The sequence below is a fragment of the Chryseobacterium sp. LJ668 genome, from assembly GCF_019613955.1.
GTDB lineage: Bacteria > Bacteroidota > Bacteroidia > Flavobacteriales > Weeksellaceae > Chryseobacterium.
This window is the reverse complement of sequence record NZ_CP080443.1, coordinates 1,003,724-1,029,859: the sequence shown is the minus strand read 5'-3', so window position 1 is coordinate 1,029,859 and position 26,136 is coordinate 1,003,724. Positions and strand designations below refer to the sequence as shown.

At 33.7% G+C, this 26,136-nt stretch carries 23 protein-coding genes and 2 tRNA genes; 19 read left to right on the top strand and 6 right to left on the bottom strand.

What is annotated here, in order from left to right:
• The first annotated feature begins 166 nt into the window (after positions 1-166).
• The 5 genes from K0U91_RS04915 to K0U91_RS04895 all read left to right on the top strand — a co-directional run bounded on the left by K0U91_RS04915 (position 167) and on the right by K0U91_RS04895 (position 3,148).
• Positions 167-622 carry a hypothetical protein gene (locus K0U91_RS04915; protein WP_220178623.1) on the top strand — a complete coding sequence of 152 codons (456 nt, stop codon included), beginning with the start codon at positions 167-169 and terminating at the stop codon, positions 620-622.
• An 11-nt stretch (positions 623-633) separates the two neighbouring features.
• A complete protein-coding gene (locus K0U91_RS04910; protein ID WP_220178622.1) occupies positions 634-852 on the top strand; it encodes a hypothetical protein in 219 nt (72 codons plus the stop codon).
• Positions 853-863: 11 nt separating this feature from the next.
• Positions 864-1,460: a DUF6705 family protein gene (locus K0U91_RS04905; protein WP_309491494.1), complete on the top strand. Its 597-nt coding sequence runs from the start codon at positions 864-866 to the stop codon at positions 1,458-1,460.
• Entirely contained in the window at positions 1,460-2,059 is a 600-nt protein-coding gene (locus K0U91_RS04900; protein WP_220178620.1) for a DUF6705 family protein, read from the top strand. Before K0U91_RS04905 ends, K0U91_RS04900 begins: the two co-directional genes overlap by 1 nt.
• A 267-nt stretch (positions 2,060-2,326) precedes the next feature.
• Entirely contained in the window at positions 2,327-3,148 is an 822-nt protein-coding gene (locus K0U91_RS04895) for a hypothetical protein (RefSeq protein WP_220178619.1), read from the top strand.
• 66 nt (positions 3,149-3,214) lie between these two features.
• Here K0U91_RS04895 and K0U91_RS04890 read toward each other — a convergent pair whose 3' ends face one another.
• Both K0U91_RS04890 and K0U91_RS04885 read right to left on the bottom strand, forming a co-directional pair.
• Positions 3,215-3,868, bottom strand: a complete 654-nt coding sequence (locus K0U91_RS04890) for a hypothetical protein (RefSeq protein ID WP_220178618.1) — start codon at positions 3,866-3,868, stop codon at positions 3,215-3,217.
• Between the two features lie 42 nt (positions 3,869-3,910).
• Complete coding sequence (locus tag K0U91_RS04885; protein WP_220178617.1) at positions 3,911-5,827, bottom strand: S8 family serine peptidase; 1,917 nt, start codon at positions 5,825-5,827, stop codon at positions 3,911-3,913.
• Positions 5,828-5,960: 133 nt separating this feature from the next.
• On the opposite strand from K0U91_RS04885, the gene K0U91_RS04880 reads away from it, so the two are divergent.
• From K0U91_RS04880 to pckA, 9 genes are all read left to right on the top strand, one after another.
• The gene (locus K0U91_RS04880; protein ID WP_220178616.1) at positions 5,961-8,726 is read left to right on the top strand and encodes a SusC/RagA family TonB-linked outer membrane protein; all 2,766 of its coding nucleotides are present in this window, start codon (positions 5,961-5,963) and stop codon (positions 8,724-8,726) included.
• A 12-nt stretch (positions 8,727-8,738) separates the two neighbouring features.
• On the top strand, positions 8,739-10,157 hold the full coding sequence (locus tag K0U91_RS04875; protein ID WP_220178615.1) for a RagB/SusD family nutrient uptake outer membrane protein: 1,419 nt from the start codon (positions 8,739-8,741) through the stop codon (positions 10,155-10,157).
• Positions 10,158-10,181: 24 nt separating this feature from the next.
• Complete coding sequence (locus K0U91_RS04870; protein WP_220178614.1) at positions 10,182-10,976, top strand: hypothetical protein; 795 nt, start codon at positions 10,182-10,184, stop codon at positions 10,974-10,976.
• Between the two features lie 165 nt (positions 10,977-11,141).
• A complete protein-coding gene (locus K0U91_RS04865) occupies positions 11,142-13,079 on the top strand; it encodes a putative porin (RefSeq protein ID WP_220178613.1) in 1,938 nt (645 codons plus the stop codon).
• Between the two features lie 11 nt (positions 13,080-13,090).
• A complete protein-coding gene (gene bshC, locus K0U91_RS04860; RefSeq protein WP_220178612.1) occupies positions 13,091-14,677 on the top strand; it encodes a bacillithiol biosynthesis cysteine-adding enzyme BshC in 1,587 nt (528 codons plus the stop codon).
• Positions 14,678-14,714: 37 nt separating this feature from the next.
• Positions 14,715-16,427, top strand: a complete 1,713-nt coding sequence (locus K0U91_RS04855; protein WP_220178611.1) for an amino acid ABC transporter substrate-binding protein — start codon at positions 14,715-14,717, stop codon at positions 16,425-16,427.
• Between the two features lie 52 nt (positions 16,428-16,479).
• On the top strand, positions 16,480-17,355 hold the full coding sequence (gene fabD, locus K0U91_RS04850) for an ACP S-malonyltransferase (protein WP_219970170.1): 876 nt from the start codon (positions 16,480-16,482) through the stop codon (positions 17,353-17,355).
• A gap of 10 nt (positions 17,356-17,365) precedes the next feature.
• Entirely contained in the window at positions 17,366-18,271 is a 906-nt protein-coding gene (locus K0U91_RS04845) for a GYDIA family GHMP kinase (protein WP_220178610.1), read from the top strand.
• A 126-nt stretch (positions 18,272-18,397) separates the two neighbouring features.
• The gene (pckA, locus tag K0U91_RS04840; protein WP_220178609.1) at positions 18,398-20,014 is read left to right on the top strand and encodes a phosphoenolpyruvate carboxykinase (ATP); all 1,617 of its coding nucleotides are present in this window, start codon (positions 18,398-18,400) and stop codon (positions 20,012-20,014) included.
• Between the two features lie 155 nt (positions 20,015-20,169).
• Here the strand turns inward: pckA and K0U91_RS04835 are convergent, their stop codons facing one another.
• A complete protein-coding gene (locus K0U91_RS04835; protein ID WP_220178608.1) occupies positions 20,170-20,538 on the bottom strand; it encodes a hypothetical protein in 369 nt (122 codons plus the stop codon).
• Positions 20,539-20,569: 31 nt separating this feature from the next.
• Positions 20,570-20,977, bottom strand: a complete 408-nt coding sequence (locus tag K0U91_RS04830; RefSeq protein ID WP_220178607.1) for a type II 3-dehydroquinate dehydratase — start codon at positions 20,975-20,977, stop codon at positions 20,570-20,572.
• A gap of 99 nt (positions 20,978-21,076) precedes the next feature.
• Between K0U91_RS04830 and K0U91_RS04825 the strand changes: the two genes are divergently transcribed.
• The 5 genes from K0U91_RS04825 (at position 21,077) to K0U91_RS04805 (ending at position 25,752) form a co-directional block, all read left to right on the top strand.
• Positions 21,077-21,496: a Fur family transcriptional regulator gene (locus K0U91_RS04825; protein ID WP_220178606.1), complete on the top strand. Its 420-nt coding sequence runs from the start codon at positions 21,077-21,079 to the stop codon at positions 21,494-21,496.
• A 44-nt stretch (positions 21,497-21,540) separates the two neighbouring features.
• Entirely contained in the window at positions 21,541-23,496 is a 1,956-nt protein-coding gene (locus K0U91_RS04820; protein WP_220178605.1) for a heavy metal translocating P-type ATPase, read from the top strand.
• Positions 23,497-24,015: 519 nt separating this feature from the next.
• Positions 24,016-24,291 carry a YHS domain-containing protein gene (locus tag K0U91_RS04815; RefSeq protein WP_220178604.1) on the top strand — a complete coding sequence of 92 codons (276 nt, stop codon included), beginning with the start codon at positions 24,016-24,018 and terminating at the stop codon, positions 24,289-24,291.
• Positions 24,278-24,961, top strand: coding sequence for an SCO family protein (locus K0U91_RS04810; RefSeq protein ID WP_220178603.1), 684 nt, complete (start codon positions 24,278-24,280; stop codon positions 24,959-24,961). Before K0U91_RS04815 ends, K0U91_RS04810 begins: the two co-directional genes overlap by 14 nt.
• 116 nt (positions 24,962-25,077) lie before the next feature.
• Positions 25,078-25,752, top strand: coding sequence for a superoxide dismutase (locus tag K0U91_RS04805; RefSeq protein WP_219970179.1), 675 nt, complete (start codon positions 25,078-25,080; stop codon positions 25,750-25,752).
• Positions 25,753-25,866: 114 nt separating this feature from the next.
• Here the strand turns inward: K0U91_RS04805 and K0U91_RS04800 are convergent.
• Positions 25,867-25,938, bottom strand: a tRNA-Glu gene (locus K0U91_RS04800).
• Between the two features lie 117 nt (positions 25,939-26,055).
• Positions 26,056-26,127, bottom strand: a tRNA-Glu gene (locus tag K0U91_RS04795).
• Positions 26,128-26,136: the final 9 nt, after the last annotated feature.

The window sequence follows — 26,136 nt, the reverse complement described above, 5'->3', positions numbered from 1 at the left end:
TTCGATTAGAAGTGGCAAAGAAAACCCAACCGACCCAACCGGAAGTAACGGAAGTAACAATCCGAATCAGCCATGCGATGGAAGCGGTATACCTTCTCAGCCTCAAGATCCGAGTTCTACTTTAGGAAACCAACCTTGTAATAATGGGACGGTGACATTGCCGAATTTGGGAGGAGGAATAAAACCACAAACTCCCTGTGCAAAACTTAAAGAGTTAATCAATCCTTTAAAAACAGATTTGAAGCAACAGATTCAGGATGAAATGTATCCTAGCATAGATAATAATCCTGTAGGAAAAATAGGAATACATCTCAAGCGTGATGCCAATGGAAATATAGAGACCGAGATTGAACCGCTAAGTACAGACAGCTCATCTCCCCCAAAATTTGGCGGAGATTATTACGCTGGTGGACATACCCACCCTAAAAGCGCTTATCCTATGTTTACTTATAGTGATATTATGGTGTTGGTGAAAGCGGATGCCGGTTTGGCGGATCATAATAAAGGCTTGGCAAGCCGTCTCTTGTTTTGTGAAGATGAAAACGGAGTGAAGCAGACCATGCTATTGTTTTTGAAAGCACGGGTAATCCTATTCAAAATACTTGGAATGATCCTAACTTAGCTAGTTATAGTTTGGAGAAGAGAATTGATGAATTAGATAAAAAACTTTACGAGAAATATAATGAGGAATATTCAAAACCTAACCCTAACTTTGAAAGATTTATTTTGCAATATCTTTTCGGGTATAATGTTGGCTTATACAAAGCCAATAGTGATCTTACCAATTGGAGCAAACTGTCTATAAGCGAAAATTCAGAAACCGCAACTGTAATCCCTACTAATTGTAACTAAAAACGAAAAAAATGAAAAATATATTATTAATTGTTATTGTGATGTTATCAATGTCATGTAAGTCTCAAAGCGTAGTGATAGATATAGAAAAGGATGGTTGGGGACAACCCGCAGGTTATTACAGAAAAGATATAAATAATGTCTTAGATCAATTTCAGGGAACGTATATTTATACCAATGGAAATACGACCTTAAAAATGATATTGGTAAAAAAAATAAAACAGTATAATGGAAGTTACTATGAAGACCTGATTATCGGTGAATATCAATATATAGTAAATGGTTTGGTAAAAATAAATACTCTTTCTAATATAAACGTGGTATATAATAACCAATATGTGGAACATGCAATTGCCGGAATTTCTGTTATAAACAATAATAATCGTCAATGGAAATGTCCACAGTGTATTCCTGACGAGAAAAGGTTGCACTCAAGAATAATAGATAGGAGTAGCAATAGATATGCAGATTTCTTTATGAGAAAAACTGTTGTAAACGGACAAGAAGTAATGCAGGTGAAAATTGCTAATGTAAAGCTTGATGTATTTAACGATAATCCACAACCTTTTTCTTTGCCATTGGGTGAGTTTACAATGATCAAACAGTAATGAAAAATATTGTATTATTATCTATCATATTACTTTCGTTCTCTTGTAAATCTCAAAGTGTAATTATTGACATAACTGATTCCGAATTAGGGCAGCCTATTGGCTATTATAGTAAGGATATAAATAATGTTTTAGATCCATTTCAGGGGACTTATATATATACCAATGGTAATACCAGCTTTAAAATTATTTTAAAAAAAATGATAAAACAATCAGAAGGAGTACATTTTGAAGATCTAATTATTGGTGAATATCAATATGTTGTTAACGGTCTTGAGAAAATAAATACTCTTTCTAATTTGAATGTTTTGTACTCTCATCAATCTCTAGAGCATGGCATTGCAGGGAATAGGGTTATTGCTAAAAATACACATAGACTTTGGAAATGTCTACAATGTAACCTAAATGAAAAAAGACTTATATTAAGAATTAAAGATAAGCTTTCAGACTGTTATGCAGATTTTTTCATGAGGAAAACAATTGTAAATGGACAGGAAGTAATGCAAGTGAAAATTGCTAATGTGACACATTATGTATTTAGTAACAATCCACAGCCTTTTTCTTTGCCAATGGGAGAATTTACTATGATAAAGCAGTAAATAGTAATGATTTATAAGTTTTTCTATCTTCTTTTCTTTTTATTCTTTAGCTGTCAAAAATACAATCGATGGCCCATCCAGTGACATCACACTATATGATAAATTAGGTTTTGAAAAACGTTTTTTGCAACAGGTTTAAAAAGAAAATCTCAAACTGATACCCATCAAAAGAATTTTTGGTATGCAACAAAATTAATAATAAAAGCAGCAAGATTAGAAATGGAAGATTTAATTGGTTATAGATATACTTAAAAGAAACACGATATAATGAAAATAAACATCATCAATCCTTGTCCAGAAAACTGGAACAATATGCAAACTTCTCCACAAAGAAGGTACTGTGAAAGATGTTCTAAATGCGTAGTAGATTTTACAGATAAAACAGAGCAGGAAATAACAGATATTTTTGCTGATGCAAAGGGCAAAGAAATCTGCGGAAGAATTCCGGCAAGATCACTTTCTAAAATAGCTGCAGGAATTATCTTAATTACCAATCTTACTTTCGTTCCGGCGCAAGTCATCAATACTCATCAATCTGTGACAGAACAGAACATTTCATCTGTTACCAAGCTGTCCGGAAAGCTTACTTTCAAAAAAAGCAAACAGGATATCCCCAATGCTGAAGTTTTCTTTATTTCCAGGAAGAAATATTTTAAAACGATTACTGATGAGAAAGGAAATTTTGTTTTAGAAATACCTGATGAATTTATTGGGAAAAAGAATGTACTGTATTTTGATTTTGAAAGATTAAACGAAGAAACCCGAAAAAATCCTGACAGAAAAATACCAAATGTAATGAATGGTGACATCTACGAGAATACCTCGATTTTTTTCACCAAAAATGAAAAAATAAATAATCAGGAATTTCAAATTGATTCGGAGCATTCATATATTGGTGGTGCTGTTCTGATGATTGATCCACCTCCAGACTATTACTATTTCAACGGAAAAAGCATCAGTGAAAAAAAGTTTGAAAAGCTGAAAAAAGAAAACCCAAATTATCAGTATTTCTTTTTCAAAAATAAAGAAGCGGAAGTTATAGCAAAGAAAAGTTATCTAAATACCTTACAGTTATTATTCTCAAATTAAATTATGATTGTTATATAAAAATTAAACCCGCCAAATAGGCGGGTTTAATTTTTATATAAAGCTAAATTATTTATTACTTTTTAAGAATGATAGAATTTTAATTAAATCCTGTTCTTTCTCATAGTTTAGATTATTTTTTCTCATATAATCTTTCAGATCTTTTTGCTGTTTAGAAAAGTTTTTTTCAACACTCTTCTTTGATATTTCAACTAAGTTTCCATCTATTGACCCATAATATTTTGGAGCAAGCTGTTCAAAAGTAGGTGGATAGTCTTGCTCATAATTAGTAGTTGCTTTTTTAAATTCTCTAAAAGCAGTAGTATTTTTTTTATATAAACCAACATCACTACTTAATTCTTCCAAATATTGCTTACTTCCTTCAAGATTAAGAAGTACATACGTTTTTTTTCGGTTTTGGAATACTACCCTCGAAAGATTATCTTCTTTTGGTAAAATATAATTTTTACCGTCCTGTTTAAATTCAAAAGAATCGGTATAGCTATTATACCTTACAGGTATATCCCTGTAATCACCAATTTGAGCCAGCTGGAAGTCTGTATTCTCATAAGGACTCCCTTTTATATCTTTATATTCATATTTATTGTTCTTAAAATAAAGGCTTTCATAAAATGAGTTTGGAGAAGAATTAAGACCCACTCCAATTTGCGAGAAAAAAGTTTGAGAGCTTATGATTAAGGTTAGTAAAATAAGATTTTTCATAAAAATTTTTTATAAAGATATTAATAGCTACAAATAGGGAAATTACTCTTTAGTAAATTTAAAGTTTTTCTTTATACCTTTACTAGTAGTATAATTTGCAAAGTACATTCCTTTAACAAGTCGGCTAATGTTTATTTTGTTATCAGCATTTTTATCAGAAAGGACAAATTTACCTGAGGCGTCATAAATGCTGATTACTAAATTTGGTTCTTTTTCTCCGATAGTAATAAAATCTTTGGCAGGATTAGGGTAGAAGTTTACTTCATTGTCCATTTTATTTACCTCAGAAGTGCTCAACGTAGATAGATTATCACTTGTTACAATTAGTGAAAAGTTTTGATTACCACCAGATAGTGTGCCTTTATGGGTTACAGAAATGGTGTAAGTACCAGAAGGATTATCAATATCGACTCTTTCGAAATTATCAACATCATTTGTAGAATTATTACTTGGTGAATCGTAAGGAGCTGCCATTCCTTGTAATTTCCAAGGATAATAAGTAACACTGTTTTTAACAACTTTAATATCTAAGTCATTTACCAGATATTTTGTTGTCGGGTCAATAGTTCCTGAATTATTTGTAGGTGCTTGAGGGTCCGTCCAAGAAATTGAAATTTTAAGTGGATTTGTACCACTAGCTGTTACTGTTTTTGTAAATGTTGAATTATTGGCTAGATTCAATTCTTCAATAACACTTTTTGAGGTGCTTGTTGTACTGTTTTTATCACGAATGGTTATTGCAGATTTCTGAGCATTTACTAAACCCCAACCAAATTCGTAATCTGGACCTGTGTAAGATCCGGCTTCATCAGCTGTATGCAAAATTAAACCTTTGACAGTTGCAGCTTTCATATAGTTACTGTAAAGTTGATTATAATATTGTTGCAATAATAACACCACTCCTGTAATTCCAGGAGAAGCCATTGAGGTTCCAGACATTAATCCAGTAGCAGTATCAGATGTCGAAAGAGTTGAACGAACATTTACTCCTTTCATTGAAATATCAGGTTTAATTCTTCCATCATCTGAAGGTCCCCAACTGCTAAATGAAGACATTACTACACTTGAGGGATCAGTATATGTAGTCACCTGATTTACTGCGGCTACTGTAATTATATTTTTAGCATTACCATGTCCAAAAATCATATCATATCCAGCCTTATTGGCAATTTGGGTAGATCCCGGAGCTGCTGTTTCATTACGATCATTCCCAGCAGATACTATTGGTAAATAAAACTGGTTATTATAACAAATATTATCTATTTGGCGTGCTCTAGAATCATAAGCTCCATAAAACCACAAGCTACTTAATTGCCCAATACCATATGAATGATTAGAAACTAATAATCCAGTGGATGCTTCAGTTAACATTTCAGTAAGATCAGAAGTCCAATCATATGAAGTAATGGATGAATTGAAAGCAACGCCTCTCACCAACGAAGATATTCCCTGTGCGGCAATAGTGCCGGCAACATGGGTTGCATGATCCTGGTAATTGACGCCGTCTGCTAAAGTTATTTTACTATTTCCACCAACCATAAATTCTTGATGAGTATCTCTAGCATTCCCACCATCCCAAACAGCGGCTCTCATATTTTGTCCTTGAATATTTATACCTAAACTCCCTCCACCATATAAATGATTTGCCCTAGCTGTGGTAGCTGCACCAGCATTTGTAGTTCTTGCGTATATCTTTTCTCCATCAGGAAGAATATCTAGTAATTCTTGAACTCCTATTAATCCGATTTTGGTTGTTTTTTTAAAATTAGGATTGTGATTTAAAAAATTACTTAAACGAATTTTTCTTTCGTAATCAACTTTTTTTAGTTCACTTAATAATTTTATATTGCCCTCTTTATTGGAATAATTTGAAATTTTTATTTTATCTTCTTCTGTTTGAGCTTTTGAAATTATTGGAAATAAAAACAAGCATCCTAATAAATATTTGTATTTTTTCATATTTAACTTAATTTGGACAAATATATGTAAATTCCGCTATTATATAATTAATTGTAAAATAAAAGTCAAAAAATTTGGCAGTTTTAATATTTATTAACATATTTGCACGAAATAATATTAAATTTTTGTTAATATGAATGTGAAATTACGTATGATGAGCGCTGGGGTACTGTTCTTTATAGGAGGACAATTAGTTACTGCTCAAAACACAAATCCTAAAAAAGATACTATCAACAGAGAAATTGAAGAGGTAGTAATTGTAAACTTAGGTTATACAAAGATGAAGAGAGAGAATACTACTAGTGATGTAGCATCTGTTAAAGCAGCTGATATTGAAAGTACTCCTGGAGCTACTGTTCAGCAGGCTTTGGTAGGTAAACTTGCAGGTGTCGATATTTCTTTTGGGTCTGGTCAGCCAGGATCATCTAACTTCAGAGTAGATATTCGTGGGACATCGACAATTAATGGTAGTAATACACCACTATATGTCTTAGATGGAGTTCCTATTTCTTCAAGTGCTTTTCAGTTGCTTGATCCTAATTCATTTGAAGAGGTTGGTGTAATAAAAGATATTGCTACTGCTGCTCAATACGGGGCCTCAGGTGGTGCTGGAGTTGTATTATTGACAAGTAAAAAAGGACGTGCAAGACAAAAAGCTCTTGTTACTTATACTGGACAATTTGGTGTTTCCACAAGAGCAAATGATAAGGTATCTCTTATGAATTCTAATGAGTGGAATTCATTTAGGAGGAGAATTGGGTTGAACAACCCTTATACCAATCTGCCATATACTGATCAGGATATTGCCACACTTTCAAATACAAATACTAATTGGAAAGATTTAGTTTTTCAAAATGGTACATTTAATCAGCATGACTTTGCAGTAACTGGTGGATCAGATACATTTAATTACTTTACCCAAGTTGGATATCTAAAGCAAGATGGTATAATCAGACAGTCTGATTATGAAAGAACATCTGCAATGATTAATTTGTTTGCCAAGCCAAGTGAGAAGTTTACTTTGCAATTTAATAATACTTTTGCATATGGTGATAGAAATAATGTGAGTTCTGAAGGTGCCATTAACTTAAATAACCCTGTGGTTGCTACATATTTGGCTCCTCCAAGTGATTTACCTTATCTACCTAACGGACAATATAATACAGGTGCTGGTAAAATTGGTGGTAATGCATTACAAACAATTAATACAAGAATTGGAAACAGAAAAGAATTGAAGTTGATATCAAGCTTAACTGGGACCTATCAGCTTTTTAAAGATTTGAATGTTAGACAATTTGTTGGTGTTGATCATACCTCTTATAATTCAGAAGGTTATACTGACCCAAATACATACTTAGGTTCGATTACCACTCCAGGAAATGCAGGTGCTTTAAGTAGAGGTAATACTCAAATTTCAAGTATTATCACTAATACATCACTAAATTATAAAAAGACATTTGGTGAAAAACATGATTTCAATGCGACGGCATTGTACGAATATTTTTTCAAAACTGTTAGATCGTTCGGATATACGGGTTATGGATTAAATAATTTATATTATAATAGTCCAGCGGGAACACTGGTTTCCGCAAATACTTTACCATCAATTACAGGAGGGAAAACAAATTATCACAAGATTGCGTTCTTAGGAAATGTTAATTACGTTTATGATGGAAAATATTCTTTTAATGGAAGTGTAAGAAGAGAGAGTGCCTCAAATTTTGGAACTAATTACAAATGGGGAACCTTTTTTGGTTTAGGAGGTGCCTGGTTACTTCACAAAGAAGATTTTATGAGCTCAATTGGTTTTATTAATGAATTAAAACCTAGAGTGAGTTATGGAGAAGCAGGTAACCCAATCGATATTGAATTGATTAGCCCTTATCAAACTTCACAATACTATGGAAGTGGTACATATGCTGGAGGAACTACTCTAAATCCAACTGTTCCGGGTAATGATAATTATAAATGGGAAGTTGCAAAAGAACTAAATGTTGGTGTAGATTTTGCTGTATGGAATAATAGAATTTCAGGTAGTTTAAGCTGGTATAACAGAAAAACTTCTGACTTATATATTTTCTATGGTTTATCTGGTACGACAGGTTTCTCTGGAATTAACAATTATAATGGGGGTTCAATGGAAAATAAAGGGTATGAAGCAAATCTTAATTTAACTGTTGTGAACACTCAGAACACTTCATTCAAGTTATTTGGAAACTTTAGTCAGGTTAAAAATAAAATTACTGATTTAGGAGGTGTTCAGGAGTTTGAGCAAGGAACGTCTATTATTCGTGTTGGTGCTCCATTTGGTACACATTTTATTAATGGTTGGGCAGGTGTTGATGCTTCAAACGGACAGCCTTTGTACTATGATATAAATGGAAATGTTACAAATAAATTTAGTGATGATGATCGTACTGCAAACTATGGATCATATAAGCCTGAAATTTTTGGAGGGTTTGGTGCTGAATTCAGATATAAAGGTTTTACTGCAAGTGCTAACTTTAGATACAAAGCAAAATATTTCAGATTCAATAACGAATCTTATTTCTTGGAGAATGCAAACTTTGCACAATATAATCTATCTACAGTCATGAATACAATGTGGACTACTCCTGGGCAAATTACAGAAGTACAAGGTTTTCAGTACCCAAGACAGTTTAGTTCGAAAGATATTGAAGATGCATCATTCCTAAGATTACAGGAAGTGAGATTAAACTATCATATTGATGGTAAATTCCTTGGATTCATGAATGGAATTGACATCTTTGCAATTGGTAATAATTTATACACATGGACGAAATGGACAGGATTAGATCCCGATGATAGTAATAATATTGGGACTTATGAATATCCATTTTCTAGAACAATCACTTTTGGTTGTAAACTTAATTTCTAAAATTTAAAAATTATGAAAATTAATAAAATAAAATTTTTCTTTGTAGGTATAGCTTCACTAGGTTTAGTTAGCTGTACTGATATTGTAGATGATCAATTAGATCCGGATGGAGTAATTGAAGAAAACGTATTCAAAACACTAAAAAACTCTGAACTGGTTTTATTGGGATCTTATTCTAGAATGCCATTAGGAGCTAATCTATATGCTCAGTCTTTGGTCTCTGATGAATTAAAGTACAATCAACAGAATAATGGTCAAGGTAAAGAAGTTCATTCTTGGACTTTTACAGCGCAGCAAGATGAATTTGCGGGTATTTGGTATGGTGCTTATGGATCTATTTCTAATGCTAACAAATTGTTATTAAACTTTGATAAAATACCAGCTACTACTCCTGCAGATGTTGCTTTAAAAGATCAATTAAAAGGTGAAGCATTAGCTCTACGAGCATTTAACCATTTTTTATTAGTGAGACTTTTTTCTCCTAAGTATCAACCTAGTGCTCTGGGAATACCATATGTAAAAACAGATGATATCTACGAGCGTCCTTCTAGACCTACGATGCAGGAGACCTATACACAAATAATAAATGATTGTAATGCGGCATATCCTTTATTAGCTAATGTTCCAGCGGGTGTTAAAAATAGATTTAACCAAGGAGCTTTAAGAGCTATGCAAGCATATGTTGCGCTTGAAATGAATGATTTTGATCAGGCAATTACATATGCTAATCAAGCGCTTACATTTAATAGTACTTTAGCCAATACGTTAGCAACTGTACAAGCGACTTGGACAGATGCAAATACTACAGAATTATTATTTTTTCAAACTAATATTGCAGGTTCTGCATCAGCAGCACCAGGAACATATTTTACAACTAATTTGTTAACTAGCGGTGGAATTATTTACTGGAATCCTAGCGTTACATTATATAATAAATTTGCTACGGCTGACTTTAGAAGGGCTAGATACTTTTCTGGAACGCCAACATCTCCTTACAATACTTTTATTGTTAACAAATATCCAGGAAGTACAGGAAACTATGGTGTCAACAATATAAAAGTTTTCAGAGTAGCAGATCTCTATATGATTTTGGCTGAAGCAAATGCAAGGAAATCAACTCCTAATTTAACTGCAGCATTTACTGCATATTCAACTTTAAGAACAGCAAGAAATGCTGGTGCATCTGTAGCTTTTACTGATCAAAACGATGCAGTAACAAAAATATTAGATGAAAGATCTAAAGAATTTGCTTGGGAAGGATCTCGTTTTTTAGATCTTAAGAGAAACGGCAGATTAATTACGAGACAAGGTGTAGATATTTACATTCTTAATCCAGTTGCTACTCTAAGCGATTTGAATAGATATACATTCCCTATTCCTACTTCTGAAACACAGGCGAATCCTAATATTCAGCAGAATCCAGGATATTAATTATTAATTATTAAAATTTTAAAAATGAAAAAAATATTGTTTTTATTAATAGGCTTCATGACAATTTTCTCATGTAAAGATGCAGAACCGGAAGTTTATGATGGACAGAGTATGTTGAATTTCAATAAAGGCGTTGCTGACAATGGTTATGTTCTTAGTTCGGCAACTTATAGTGATTATAAAATTAGTTATGGTAGTATTAAGCCAGTAGAAGGAAATCATCAGGTACAAATAAAATTTGATGCTTCTAAATCTACTGCTGTTTTAGGTACTGATTTTCAGATCATTAATGCAACAGATGAACTATCAGCTGGAGAAGTTGGAGGAGAGTTTACTATTAGAATTCTTAAAGCTTCAGCTACACAGGCTGGAAAGACAGCTACATTTACACTTAGTTCAAGTACTTTAACTAATGCTGTATTTGACCAAACATTTACACTTACTATGTCTTTGACTTGTCCTGTTACTTCTTTTGTTGGTAACTTTAATAATAGTGAGTCATTTTGGAATTCTCCTGGAACTCCTGTAGAAATTGTAGAAAATCCAGCAGTGGCAAATCAATTATTGATTAAAGACTTTTTAGATGTAGGTAAAGATTTAGTTTTAAACTATAATCCAACAACTTTTGTTGTTACATTTGCAGATCAAAATACTGGTTATTTTAGTAGTGCAAATAACGGATATATATGGTTAAGACCAAGTACTGTTACACCTTCAACTTTTAATCCTTGTACTAGAGTTATGACATTAAATGTTTTCTATTATATTCCTAATGTTGGAAGTTATGGTGACAAAGTAGAAAAGTTTTTAGGTTTATAATCTGACAAAAAGCTATTTAAAAAAAGACCGTCGTAAGACGGTCTTTTTTTAGTAATTTAGAATTAATGACTGAAATTATTCTTTGGAGAATGTCGAATAATTTGGCATTAAAGATTCTATAGTTGTTATTTCAAATTTCTTATTTTTGTATCACAAAAAGCATTCATGAAATATTTTTTTTTCCTCATACTCCTCTTCGGCTCCTTTCTCCAAGCCCAAGTCATCGTCAACAAAACAGACTCTAATAAACTGGAAAAAAAGTTGTCAGATACCTTGGTCATCGATTCTGGAACCAAAGATTCTTTGAAAATATTTAAACCTACAATTCAGGATTATCAGTATCAGACTCAGTTTTCTGAAAAGAAAGTTTTTGATACGGTGATGACTTTTGATAAGACCTATATATTTTCGCAGTATAACAATCGGGATAACTTTGGAAGAGTGCAGTTTGCCAACATTGGTGCCGGATTTAATCCATTGTCTTATGAAGTTATTGCTGAACAAAATCTGGCTTTGCTGCCAAGCAATAAATCTTATGTAATTATGGGAATCAATGATATTCGATATTATGATGTAAAAACTCCTACCGCTTCTTTTATTTATCATACGGCAATGCGAAATGGTGCGGCTTTACAATCAACGTATACGCAAAACATAGGTAAGAGATTCAATTTTGCGCTGGAATATATGGGATTGCGATCAGAAGGTATGTACAGAAATTCACTGGCGGCCAATAACAGTACTTTATTTTCTGGTCACTATACTTCCAAAAATGGAAACTACGAGCTTTTTACGCATTTTCTTCATCAAAATGTTAACAATGCAGAAAATGGAGGAATCGTAGATGATGCTCTTTTTCAATCCGGAAATAGTGAGAGTAATAAACAGAATGCACAAGTAAATCTGTCATTATCAAGTTCTCAGTTTTCTTATAGAAGATATTATTTGAGCCATCAGTTGACACCTTTCAACTCAGAGAAATTTCCATTTAGAATAAGACATACAATATTTAATCAGGGAAATAAATACTATTATTTTCAGGACGGATTAGAAAATTACTGGTATACCACGGCCTCGCAAATAGTCACAGGATTTTCTCCTTCTACAAGAAAATATTCAAATAATCTAAGCAATACTGTTAGCTTGGTACTTGATAATGAAAAATTTAAATTAGATGCGGGTGTACGTTATCAGATGCTCAAATTTGGTTTAAACGAAATCAATCTGTCTTCTATAAATGTTCCTGGAGAACTGAAGGAAAACAGATTAGGAGCTGTCGGTAATTTACAGGTTAAATTATTTGATAAATTTCAGCTGAATTCATTTCTGGAATTTTCAAATGGAAACCAGTTTGGAAATTACCTCAAAACGACAAACAATGTAAAGTTTGAGCCGATAAAAGATTATTTTGTGAATGCTAAAGTCAACTTTCAAAGTGTGTACCCGTCATTCAATTACTTAGCCAATTCATCTGTATACAGAGATTTTAATTACTATTTGGATGATGCCAAAAATCAGGCAATTACAGAGGTTGGAGGGAGTATTAATCTAAAATGGTTTAAAACGGAAGTCTTTGCCAATTATTTCAGAATAGATAATTATACCTATTTCGATGCAGCAGCATTACCGCGTCAAAGTGATAATCCGCTAAACATTTCTCAGATCGGCGGTGATGCAACTTTTAGCTACAGAAAATTTCATTTAAATACGAGAGTTCAGTTTCAGAGCGCACTTACAAATAAAGATCTTCTCCCAATGCCTTCTTTTATTGGAAGAGCTAATTTTTTCTTTCAGTCTAAAGCCTTCAAAAATGCTGCGGAAATTCAGGCGGGTCTGAAGGTTTATTATTTTTCGAAATTTGCATCAAGAGAATATTTTCCGATTCTTAGCGAATATATTCTTCCAAGTGCAGATTCTTTCTCCATTGGCGGTCAGCCGATCGCTGATCTTTATATAAATATGAAGGTGAAAAAAATGTTCTTTTTTATAGAAGGACAGCAGATCGGAACCCTTATTTCATATAACAAAGCCTACGCTTTTCCTCATTATCCGGTGTATGATTTTAGACTGAATATTGGAATCGTGTGGTATTTGTTCAACTAAATTCAATCCAATTGAAAACAGTCAAAAAAATAGCATTCACCGACATAGAGAGTATTCCTCAGCTGGTCAAAGATTTTTTAAATCATGAGATCGAAGGCTTTGAAAACTATACTTTTTCTTTCGATAATTTTGCAGAGCATATTCATTTAAAACAAAACTCTTTTGATCAATTTCAAAGGGGAATTATCGTTAACGTTTTTAAAGAACAGCTTTCAAAACTTCAGCTTTCCGTAATGCAGAAGCAGAATATTGAAAATTTAAATTCACCCGATACATTTACCGTTACAACAGGACATCAGCTGAATCTTTTTTCAGGGCCTGTTTTTTTTATCTATAAAATTCTGCAGACTATCAAAACCTGCAGCAATCTTCGAGAGAAATTTCCGGATTATAATTTTGTCCCTGTATATTGGATGGCATCGGAAGATCACGATTTTGCCGAGATCAATCATTTTAAAACTGAAAATAATTATTACGAAATCAACGAAAGGTCTGGTGGACCTGTCGGCAGAATAAACATCAATGATACTTTTTTTATTTCTGAATTTGAAAAGGAGTTCAAAGATTCTATTTTCGGGACTGAACTGATTTTAATGTTGAAAGAAGCCTATAAAATTGGAAATAATTTGACTGAGGCGATAAAAATTTTAGTCAACAGATTATTTTCAGATTTTGGACTGCTGATTCTTGACGGTGATTCTAAAGAGCTTAAAAATCAAATTAAAGATGTTTTTAAAGATGAATTGATCAATTTCAGTTTACATCAGACATCAAAAAATAAAGTTGATTTTCTAACAGAAAAGTATGGAAAAGTTCAGGTTAATCCGAGAGAAATCAATCTATTTTACTTGTCTGAAACGAGAGATAGAATAGATTTTGACGGCAAAAATTATATTATAGTCGATACGGATAAAAAATTTTCACAAGAAGAAATTCTATCTGAACTTGAAAATTTTCCTGAAAGATTTAGTCCGAATGCATTAATGCGTCCGCTTTACCAGGAGAAAGTTTTGCCAAATTTGGCATACATCGGTGGAAATGCAGAAATCATGTACTGGCTTGAACTGAAAGACTATTTTTCTAAACTCAGTATTCCTTTTCCGATTTTGATTCCAAGAAATTCAATGCTTTTTATTAAAGAAAAGACCTTAGGTAAAATTGAAAAGCTGGATTTGAAAATTGAAGATTTCTTTCAAAACTTTACCAAAATCACCAATGCCAAAATTCTCGATAAAAATTCTGTCCTTGAGTCATTAGACAAACAGGAAAACATAATTATTAATAATTTTTCAGAGCTTAAATCTTTAGCTGAAACCACAGAAAAATCTTTCGGAAATATGGTAAAGGCAGAGGAAGTACGCCAGCTGAAATCTTTTAAGAGAATGAAAAAAAGATTGCTCCATGCAGAAAAAATTAAGCAAAATGAATTATTGGAACGTTTAGAAAGCTTATTTTTAAATGTTCATCCGGCCAAAACATGGCAGGAAAGAATTTTTAATTTCGCCGTATTTTTTGCAGATTATGGATATGAGTGGCTTGAAGCTTGCTTAGAGGAAATGGAGGTGGAACAATCAAAATTAATAATTGTTGCCATTTAATTTTAAAGAAGTATTTTTGTACATTATAATATCGAAAATGATTAAGAGGTTTTTTTTACTGTCTGGTTTATGTATGTTTTTGAGCGTATCTGCTCAAAAGACGCACACGGTTACAAAAGGTGATAATCCCTATAATATTTCAAAAAAATATGGAATCACGATCGATGAGCTGTTTAAACTCAATCCTAAATTTAAAGACGGAAAACTTGCAATAGGTGATGTACTAAAGGTGAAAGGTGGAAATTCTGCCCCTGCAAAATTGCCTTCTTCGTCCCAAACAGGAAAAATATTGCTTCAGCCAAAACAAACAATTTACGGTATTACAAAGCAGTACAGAATTTCTGAAACAGATTTAAGAAAATTAAATCCTGAATTGGATGCTCATATGAAAATTGGTGAAGAAATTACTTTACCATTAGACAGTATTAAAAAATATGGCGGCAATCAAGCTGCCGTAACAACTATAAATTCTGTTGAATCTGCTGTAGAGGTTTCACAGCCCACCAATACAAAAACAAAAATTGATACCGGTAACGAAAAATCAACAACGGTTCATACTTCTTCAGGACAGGACGAGTATGCAACATACACTGTTGAACAGGGAGATACCGTATTTTCTATCGTCAATAAATTTGGGGTTACTATTGATGAGTTGATCGCACTGAATCCCGATTTGGCGAGAGGCTTAAAAACAGGAATGATACTTAAAATTAAAAAATTAGATGCAGCCTATACAAAGAAAAGTGGCGATGCACTAAGTGTAGTTTTAATGCTTCCTTTCGGTTACAGCACAAACGAAACCCAGTATCGTGCAATGGCAATGGATTTTCTTACGGGAGCTAAATTAGCGATCGAAAGAAATGCAAAAAACGGCCAAAAATTAGATATAAAAATTGTAGATTCAGGAAACGAGGATTCGTTCAAAAACTCACTGACTCAAATCAACCCGAATAATACAGATTTAATTATCGGTCCTTTTTTTAAGTCAAATGTCATTGATCTCTTAGATTTTACAAAAACTCAGAAAATTCCTGTGGTGGCACCATTTGCAAACTCTCCGGAATTATATAATTACAGCAATTTAATTATTATTGAAACTAACGACCAGACCTATTCTGATAAGATCGTTGAAGAAGTAAAAACAGTATATTCAGATCAAAAAATTTATGTGGTTGCAGATTCTAAAAAGGAGAATGCCAATTATATTAAAGCCAATCTTGAAAAAGCTGTAAAAAATGCTAATATAACGGTTGTAAATTCCGCCGCAGACATTCAGCTGGATCAAAACATGATGACAGGTCAGTCTGCACCGGTGATTGCCATTTTAGCAAGTGATAATGATAATGTAGGTGAAGCTTTTTCGAGCAGGATGATTGCACTTTCAAAGGAAGTTCAGGGCATGAAAGCATTTAGTTTATATCCGGTTCCGAGTTTTGAGAAAAAAGTGGATGAACTAAGCCAGGCAAGTTTGGTGTATTTAATGGATAGAAAAATAAATGCTGAAGGAAGCTTTGAAAAAGAGATATTAGCCGCTTACAAGACCAAATATTGCAAGGCTCCGGGCAAATATGCAGTGATTGGTTTTGATGTCGTCAACGATATGCTGGCCAGAGAAAACAAAAAAGGAGAGATTTTCAAACAAATGAATAAAGTGCAGACACAGCTTGCAACCAAATTTGAATTTGTAAAATCTAAAACCAACGGAGCATATGTAAATACGGGCTTCCGTGTCATCAGATTAGTTCCTTAAATCGAAAAGTAATTCTACTTTAAAAGTATTCATATAAATTTTAAATCAATAAATGAAAGCACTTGTATTTCCTGGGCAGGGTTCACAGTTTGTAGGGATGGGAAAAGAGTTATACGATTCCCGTAAAGACATTAAAGATCTGATGGAATCTGCCAATGAAATTTTAGGATTCGATATTCTTTCCATTATGTTTAGTGGAGCAGAGGAAGATCTTAAAAAAACAGAAGTTACCCAACCTTCTATATTCATACACTCGGTGGCTGCTTTAAAGGCCATCAACGGTCTTGGCGCTGAGATGGTTGCAGGACATTCCTTAGGGGAATTTTCAGCGTTGGTAGCCAATGGTGTTTTGTCTTTTGATGACGGCTTAAAATTGGTTTCTGAAAGAGCAAAAGCAATGCAGGCAGCTTGTGATGCAAATCCGAGCTCAATGGCGGCAATTTTAGGCTTAGAGGATGCGTTAGTTGAAGAAATATGCGCAACTATAGATGGGACTGTTGTTCCTGCAAATTATAATTGCCCGGGGCAGCTGGTAATTTCCGGGGAAACTGCCGCTGTTGAAGAGGCCTGTGCCAAATTGAAGGAAGCGGGGGCAAGGAGAGCATTGTTGTTACCGGTTAACGGGGCTTTCCATTCACCATTGATGCAGCCGGCTCAGGAAAGACTAGCTGCAGCTATCGAAAAAACAAAATTCAGAAATGCTACGATTCCTGTATATCAGAACATTACAACAACAGCGGTAACAGATCCTGAACAGATTAAAAATAATCTGATTGCTCAGCTGACAGGCCCTGTAAAGTGGACTCAGTCTGTGCAAAATATGATCAAAGACGGTGCTACCAATTTCATTGAAGTAGGGCCGGGAAAAACGTTGCAGGGATTAATAAAAAAAATTGACAGCGAAGTTACATCGGCTTCTGCAATCTAATTTTATAAAAATGAGCGAGATCTATTCACCGGGAAAGCTGATGCTGACTTCAGAATATTTCGCTGTAGATGGAGCTCTTGTCTTAGCTGTACCCACAAAGCTAGGACAGGAGTTTTTTTTTGAAGAAAAGCAAAACGGGAAATCAATTATTTTCTGGGAAGCCTACCATCAAAATAAATTATGGTTAAAAGCCGTCATCGATTATAAAAAATGGCAGATTCTAGAAACCAATATTACTTCAAGTGCAGAGTTTATTCTTAAAACGCTCAAAAATGTTCAGAGTCTTTCTGAAATTAAATTTAAAAACACTGATACCTATCATTTAAAGACAAATCTTCAGTTTCCGGCAGATTATGGTCTGGGAAGCAGTTCTACCTTAATGAATAACCTTGCGGAATGGTCAGAGATTGATCCTTTTTATCTTAATTCAATAAGTCTTGGCGGAAGCGGTTATGATATTGCGGTGGCAAAAGCGAAATCAGCAGTTTTGTATCAGAATAAACCTCAAATACATTTTGAAAAAGTCAATTATAACCCAAAATTTAAGAATGAGCTGATTTTCATTCACTTAAATCAAAAGCAAGACAGCCGAGATGGGATCAATCTATATAAGTCAAAAGTAAAGTCTCAAAAATTAGTTGATGAATTTTCTGATCTCACAAGAAATATTTTGTTGTGTGATGAATTAGATAATTTTTCTGATCTAATGATGCTACATGAACAACGTATTTCAGATTTTATTAAGATTCCGACAGTTAAATCAATTTTTTTTGCTGATTGTGCAAAATTTGTCAAAAGTTTAGGCGCTTGGGGCGGTGATTTTGTTATGAGTGCAAAATTTGAAGGCTTTGAAGAGTATTTTTGGGGAAAAGGTTTTACTACTGTTTTCGAATGGAGTGATTTAATTGATTGTTAATCAATTGATTAAAAGGGTTATTTTTTATTTGCCATTTTCGCTTATATGTTTATATTTATCGAAGTTTAACAATTAGTTAATATTACTATAGTTGAGCCTACAAAAGAAACAGAAAATATAAGTAAAATGAAAAACGCTAAAATCATCCAGGATTTACAAAAATTAGGGATTAAAGGAGAGTACGAATTAACTTATAATCCTTCCTACGAAGAGTTATATCAAGCGGAAGTTTCACCTGAAAATCAAGGTTTTGAAAAAGCTGAGCTTACAGAATCTGGTGCTGTATCTGTACAGACAGGAATTTTCACCGGCCGTTCACCTAAAGACAGATATATTGTTGAGGATGATATAACGAAAGATACTATTTTCTGGGATGGTAAAGTAAATTTGCCTACAACTCCTGAAATTTTCCAATCTTGTAAAAACTTAGTATTAACGCAGCTTTCGGATGCTAAGAAAATATATGTTGTAGATACTTTTTGCGGAACAAATGATGACACAAGACTAAAAGTAAGATTTATCGTTGAAGTTGCTTGGCAGGCACATTTTGTGACCAATATGTTCATCCGTCCTTCTCATTTTGATTTAGAAAATTACGGAGAGCCTGATTTTACAGTGATTAATGGATCTAAAACCACAAACCCTAATTGGGAAGAGCAAGAATTAAATTCTGAAAACTTCGTGATGTTCAACCTTACTGAGAAACTACAAATTATCGGTGGAACTTGGTACGGCGGCGAAATGAAAAAAGGAATGTTTGCAATGATGAACTATTACCTTCCTTTGAAAGGAATGGCATCTATGCACTGTTCTGCAAACGTTGGTGAAGAAGGAGATGTAGCGTTATTCTTCGGACTTTCAGGGACAGGGAAAACCACCTTATCTGCAGATCCTAAAAGATATTTAATTGGTGACGACGAGCACGGTTGGGATAACAACGGGGTTTTCAATTATGAAGGCGGATGTTATGCCAAAGTAATCGATTTGTCAGCAGAAAAAGAACCGGATATTTTCAGAGCGATCAAAAGAGATGCGCTTCTTGAAAATGTTGTGGTAAACAATGGAATCGCTGATTATACAGACGGATCTATCACCGAAAATACAAGAGTTTCTTATCCAATTTATCATATTAATAAGATCGTTTTACCGTCAAAAGCAGGTCACGCAAGTAAGATTGTTTATCTTTCTGCAGACGCTTTCGGAGTTTTGCCTCCGGTTTCGGTTTTGGATGAAAACCAGGCTCAGTATCATTTCCTTTGTGGGTATACATCAAAATTAGCCGGAACCGAAAGGGGAATTACAGAACCTGAACCATCATTCTCTCCTGCATTTGGTGAAGCTTTCTTAACATTACACCCAACAATGTATTCTAAAACATTGATCGGAAAAATGAAAGAACATGGCGCGAAAGCATATTTGGTAAACACAGGATGGAACGGTACCGGAAAGAGAATTTCTTTAAAAGATACAAGAGCAATCATAGATGCAATTATCGACGGATCAATTGAAAATGCTGATAAAACAATCATTCCTATAATGAATTTGGAAATCCCAACTTCATTGTCGAATGTTTCTGAGGGTATTTTAGATCCGAGAGATACTTACAGCAATGTTGCAGAATGGGAAGAAAAAGCAAAAGATCTTGCTGCAAAATATATTAAGAACTTCGAGCAGTACTGCGGTAATGACGAAGCCAAAAAGCTAATTGCTTCTGGTCCTCAATTGCAGGGACAGACCATTTAGAAATAGTGAAGGAAGCCTCATCAATTGATGAGGCTTTTATTTTATTTTCTTTAGTCATTCCAACCGTAACTCTGCCATTTTTTCTCATGGCTAGAATAAATTTCTCTGACAAAAAATCCTCTTTCATACTCGATTTCAAAGTCGTTGGAATCCCTTTATTTATTGTATTTTATTCCAAATGTTGTATCTAATGAATTTGGATAAATGTTTTTACTATTTTCCAACTTAGTAATAATTTGTTCTGATCTTAATTTTTGAATCTTATCGACAGAGTAAGTAGATAACATTTGAATAAATAAAAAAACGGGCAATATTATAATTATTTTTGTTGATCTTAGTTTGAATACTTTTATATTATATTTAATGAAATTGATAATGAAAAGCAATAAGGAAATCAGTAATATTACTCCAAAAGGAATTAATAAAAAGAACATTTGAACGACGATAAAATAACTAATAAATGGCGCAATAGTCCCAAGAACAATCACTGAAATAAAAATAAGATTGTAGGGATTTTTCTTCATGACATCATATTAAATAAGTTAAAATATGAAGTTATTTCAAACTCAAAATCGCCAATCGATATCCATCCATTCCAAAACCAGACAAAACCGCATCGGTACAAGAAGCTGTTACAGATTTCTGACGAAATTCTTCTCTTTTGTAAATATTGCTGATATGGACTTCCACTTTCGGCTTCTGAATATTCTTTAAACAGTCTGCAATTGCGTAAGAATAATGCGTGAAAGCTCCGGGATTGATAATCACCGCATCAAAATCGTCATCCTGAAGCTTGTTGATCAATTCCCCTTCAATATTCGACTGATAGTATTTCAAGTCATAAGAAGGAAATTCAGATTTTAATTTTTCTAAATAATCTTCCATAGAAATAGTTCCATAGATTTCAGGTTCTCTTGTTCCTAACAGATTCAGATTCGGACCGTTGATAATTAAAACTTTCATAGCATAAAATTAAGAATTCTTTTTGTTTTAAGCTTAAAAAGATGAAGTCTTAAAGTTTTTCGCTAACTTATAATTTCAAAAAATCGGATTAGATTTATTATGAAAGAAGAAATCGAAAACAAACTGATCGATAAAAATACCAAACCTACAAGTATGAGGATTTTGGTGTATGATTTTTTAAATTTTCAAAACACAGCATTGTCTTTATCTGAAATAGAAAATTATTTTGAAAATGCAGACAGAACAACCATTTACAGAACCTTAAAAACCTTCGAAGAAAAAGGGATCGTTCACAGTATTCAGGAAAATACAACTACAAAATACAAACTTTGTCATGACGACTGTGATGAAAAAACGCATAAAGATTGGCATCTTCATTTTTACTGCAAAATCTGTAAACAAACTACCTGCAAAGAAGATATTTCTATTCCGGAAAATGTTCAGACCAATTTCAGGATTGATGAGATTAGATTTTTCGCAAAAGGCATCTGTGAAACCTGTATGGAAAGTTTGCAATAGTATTGCATGTGCTTTAAGTTTAAATTTGCTTAAAATTATTTGTTATGGAAGAATGTTGCAGCACAAAACCAAAAAAACAGCACGATCACTCAGAACAAGATGGCCACGAGCATGAGCATTCTCATGATGCGGGAGACAAAACCATTTTCCGGATGTTTCTTCCTGCGATCATTTCGTTTTCTTTATTATTGATAGGAATTGCTCTTGATCATTTTATTGAAAATAATTGGTTCAATGGTTGGCTTCGTCTTGTTTGGTATATGATTACTTATCTTCCTGTCGGAATTCCAGTTTTAAAAGAAGCGTATGAAAGCATCGTTCACGGTGATGTGTTTTCAGAGTTTTTCCTGATGGGGATTGCTACAGTTGGTGCGTTTGCAATCGATGAATACCCGGAAGGTGTTGCTGTGATGCTTTTTTATTCGATAGGTGAAGTATTTCAGGCAATGGCAGTTACGAGAGCAAAATCAAATATTAAATTACTACTTGATCAACGTCCCGATGAAGTTACCATTTTAAAAGACGGAAAACCTCAAGTTGTGAAAGCCGAAACGGTAAACATTGGCGAAATCATTCAATTAAAATCCGGAGAGAAATTAGGTTTGGATGGCGAACTGATGTCTGAAAAAGGTTCCTTCAATACTTCTGCACTGACAGGTGAAAGTAAACCCGATACCAAAGTAAAAGGTGAAAAAGTTTTGGCAGGAATGATTAATCTAAATACCGTAAGTCAAATTAAAGTTACAGCGGAATTTAAAGACAGTAAGTTGAGCAAAATTTTAGAACTCGTTCAGAATGCAACTTCTCAAAAAGCTCCTACAGAGTTATTTATAAGAAAATTCGCGAAAATTTACACGCCGATTGTAGTTTTTCTGGCAATTGGAATTACTTTTCTGCCTTACTTTTTTGTAGACGATTATCAGTTTAAAACTTGGCTGTATAAAGCATTGGTTTTTCTGGTGATTTCTTGTCCGTGTGCTTTGGTGATTTCAATTCCTTTAGGATATTTTGGGGGAATCGGAGCAGGAAGCCGAAATGGAATTTTAATTAAAGGAAGTAATTTTTTAGATGTTTTGGCGAATATTCATACTGTTGTGATGGATAAGACGGGGACGATGACGGAAGGTGTTTTTAAAGTTCAGGAAGTTTATTTTAATGATGAATTTAATCAAGATGAAATTCTAAAATTAGTCAATGCTTTGGAAAGCCAGAGTACGCATCCAGTTGCAACCGCAATTCATGAGTTTGTGGGAGAAGTTGATCATTCTATTCAATTAGAAAATGTAGAAGAAATTGCAGGACATGGTTTGAAAGCAAATATTAATGGAAAAGAATTGTTGGTCGGAAATTTTAAATTACTCGAAAAATTCAATATTCAGTTTGATTTTAAACCTGAAAACATTGTCTATACTTTGATTGCTGTTGCTTATGATGAAAAATTCGTGGGCTATCTTACCATTGCCGATTCTATAAAAACTAATGCTCAGCTGACAGTTAATAAATTAAAATCTTTAGGTGTAAAAACTACGATGTTGAGCGGAGATAAAACTTCCGTTGTAAAATTCGTAGCAGATCAGTTGGGAATTGAAAATGCATTCGGAGATTTGCTTCCCGAAGATAAAGTAAATAAGATTAAAGAAATTAAATCAAAAAATCAAACTGTCGCTTTCGTTGGTGATGGTGTCAATGATGCGCCTGTTATTGCATTGAGTGATGTAGGGATTGCGATGGGAGGATTAGGAAGTGATGCAACGATCGAAACTGCTGATATTGTCATTCAGGATGATCAGCCGAGTAAAATTCCGATGGCGATCAACATAGGAAAACAGACCAAAAAAATTGTGTGGCAGAATATTACTTTGGCATTTATGGTAAAAGCAATTGTTTTAATTCTGGGAGCAGGTGGAATTGCAACGATGTGGGAGGCTGTTTTTGCTGATGTTGGTGTAGCATTATTGGCTATTTTAAATGCAGTAAGGATTCAGAAGATGAAATTTTAAGTTTTTTTGATTTTAACCGAATGACATTCATCATAACTTGCTGCTTAAAAAGATTTGTAGAGTATATTTGTAGTAAAGATTGACTGCTGAAATATTTAATATCCTTTTTCATCATTTTTACGATCGCGATTCGCCCTGTTTTGCCATTGATCAATTATGTAGTGAATTATGAGTATATTGTTAAAAACCTCTGTGAAAATAAGGATGTTGGAGACTCAAGCTGTAAAGGGAAATGTTTCGTAAAAAAAGAATTGGCGAAAACGGAAAAGCAATCTAATAATTCTCACAATATAAAAATTGTGGGAATAGATATTTTTATTTCAGGGGAAATTCTTTCATTTTCAGTGGTAAATTCTGAGTTTTTAAATAAAAAAATCGACGCTGATTATTTAGTTTTGTACAAATCTCAAAGTTTTTCGAAAATATTTCATCCGCCTCTTGTTGAGTTTATTTAAATTCTGTTTTGATTTTAATCAGGACTTTTTCAATGTTAATTAAACTTAATTCAATTGTAATTTTATGAAATATACAATAATTCTGACAGCAATACTGTCTGTCTCGTTATGGTCATGTGCGAGGGAAACGCCGAAGGTGAAGCACAAAAAGACGATGACTACTTCCAAAGGGAATATGAAAAATATTAAAGTTGTGAATGCAGAAGATCCCATCTGTCATATGAAAACAGCAGAATATATTAAAGATACAACGATCTATAAAAATAAAGTGTACGGTTTTTGCAGTACGTACTGCAAGGATGAATTTAATAAAAATCCTGAGAAGTATGCCCACCAATAGAAAGCCTGATGCACAATCAAAAAATAAAATCATTATCCCGATTGTTGTGATTGCTCTGCTTTTTTTAGGAATCGGTTTTGGGATGAGCTATTTTAAGAAAAGTCTATATACAGTAATGAAAGTTCCGGAATTTGAACTGACCAATCAAAACAGCCGGAAAATTTCAAATAAAGATATGCTAGGAAAAGTTTATCTGGTAGAGTTCTTTTTCAGCCGGTGTCCTACAATTTGTCCTGTGATGAATTCAAATATGAAGTTTATTCAGCATGAAATCAACAGTCCTGATTTTGGTATTATTTCTATAAGTATAGACCCTGATAATGACACACCTGAAATTTTGAAAGAGCATGCAAAAATGATCGGTGTAAACTCGCTCAACTGGCATTTTCTCACCGGAAAAAGATCGTATATAGGTGATCTTGCAGATCAGTTTAATATCTATGTCGGTGATGAGAGTGATGAAGGAGAAAGCCTTAACCACAGCGGAATGATTGCTTTGGTAGATCAGGAAGGAAATGTACGTTGTCGTTATAACAAAAAAAATATGCCAATCTTGTACTACTCAGGTTTGAATTATGCTGATGAAGAAGGGAAAACTCCAAAATTAACCGGAAAGTATCATCCGGATCGAGAGTTATTAATAGAAGACATCAGGAAATTATTAAAATAGGGCTGATTTGTGATGATGATGTAGGAAATGTGTAACACACTATGAAAACTGTCAGCTTCCAATATCCAGCATCCAGCCAAAGAGAAATAAATGTTTAACCATACAAACAAAACGTTATGAAGATTTATAAAATTGCTGCATTCACTGCAGTTTTTGCAGCGCAGTTTGCGTTTGCACAATTTAAGCAGACTCCTTTACCTTACGCATACAATGCACTGGAAGGGAATATTGATGCACAAACAATGGAAATTCACTATTCTAAGCATGCTGCAGCTTACGTGAGTAACTTAAATAAAGCAATTGCCGGAACACCTCAGGAAAAGCAGACTTTGTTCCAGATTCTTTCTAAAGCCGGAACACTGCCAATGGCGGTAAGAAATAATGCAGGTGGACATTATAATCATGAGTTATTCTGGACGGTTATGACGCCCCAAAAAGACACTCAACCTTCAGCAAAACTGTCAAAAGCAATTACAGATGCCTTCGGAAGTATGGATGCCTTTAAAGAAAAAATGAGCAAAGCAGGAGCAGACCGTTTCGGTTCTGGTTGGGCTTGGCTTTCTGTCGATAAAAATGGGAAGTTATTCGTTTCATCGACGCCTAATCAGGACAACCCATTAATGGATGTAGTAGAAGAAAAGGGAACGCCTATCTTTGGAATTGATGTTTGGGAACATGCTTATTACCTGAAGTATCAAAACAAAAGGGCTGACTATTTAACTGCCATATGGAACGTTACCAACTGGAAAGAAGTGAGCAGAAGATATGATGAGGCTTTAAGTAAGAAGTAATCACTAATTAAATTAATTTTGCAGCATATTCTTTAATAGGATATCCTGCAAAATTAATTTTTAATCAATATGCATCGACAAAAAAACCACTGAAAAATCAGTGGTTTTTTTTAGTAGCCCGTAGGGGAGTCGAACCCCTCTTACCAGGATGAAAACCTGAGGTCCTAACCGATAGACGAACGGGCCTACTTTTTTATGCCGTTTCAGACATAGCCTTTTTATTTTTTTCAGCTTCTCTTTTAATTATAATTTAAAAAAAGAGAGTAAAAAAGAGATTTAAAATAAGATAAATCTCTTTTTTTGTAGCCCGTAGGGGAGTCGAACCCCTCTTACCAGGATGAAAACCTGAGGTCCTAACCGATAGACGAACGGGCCAGCCTATAA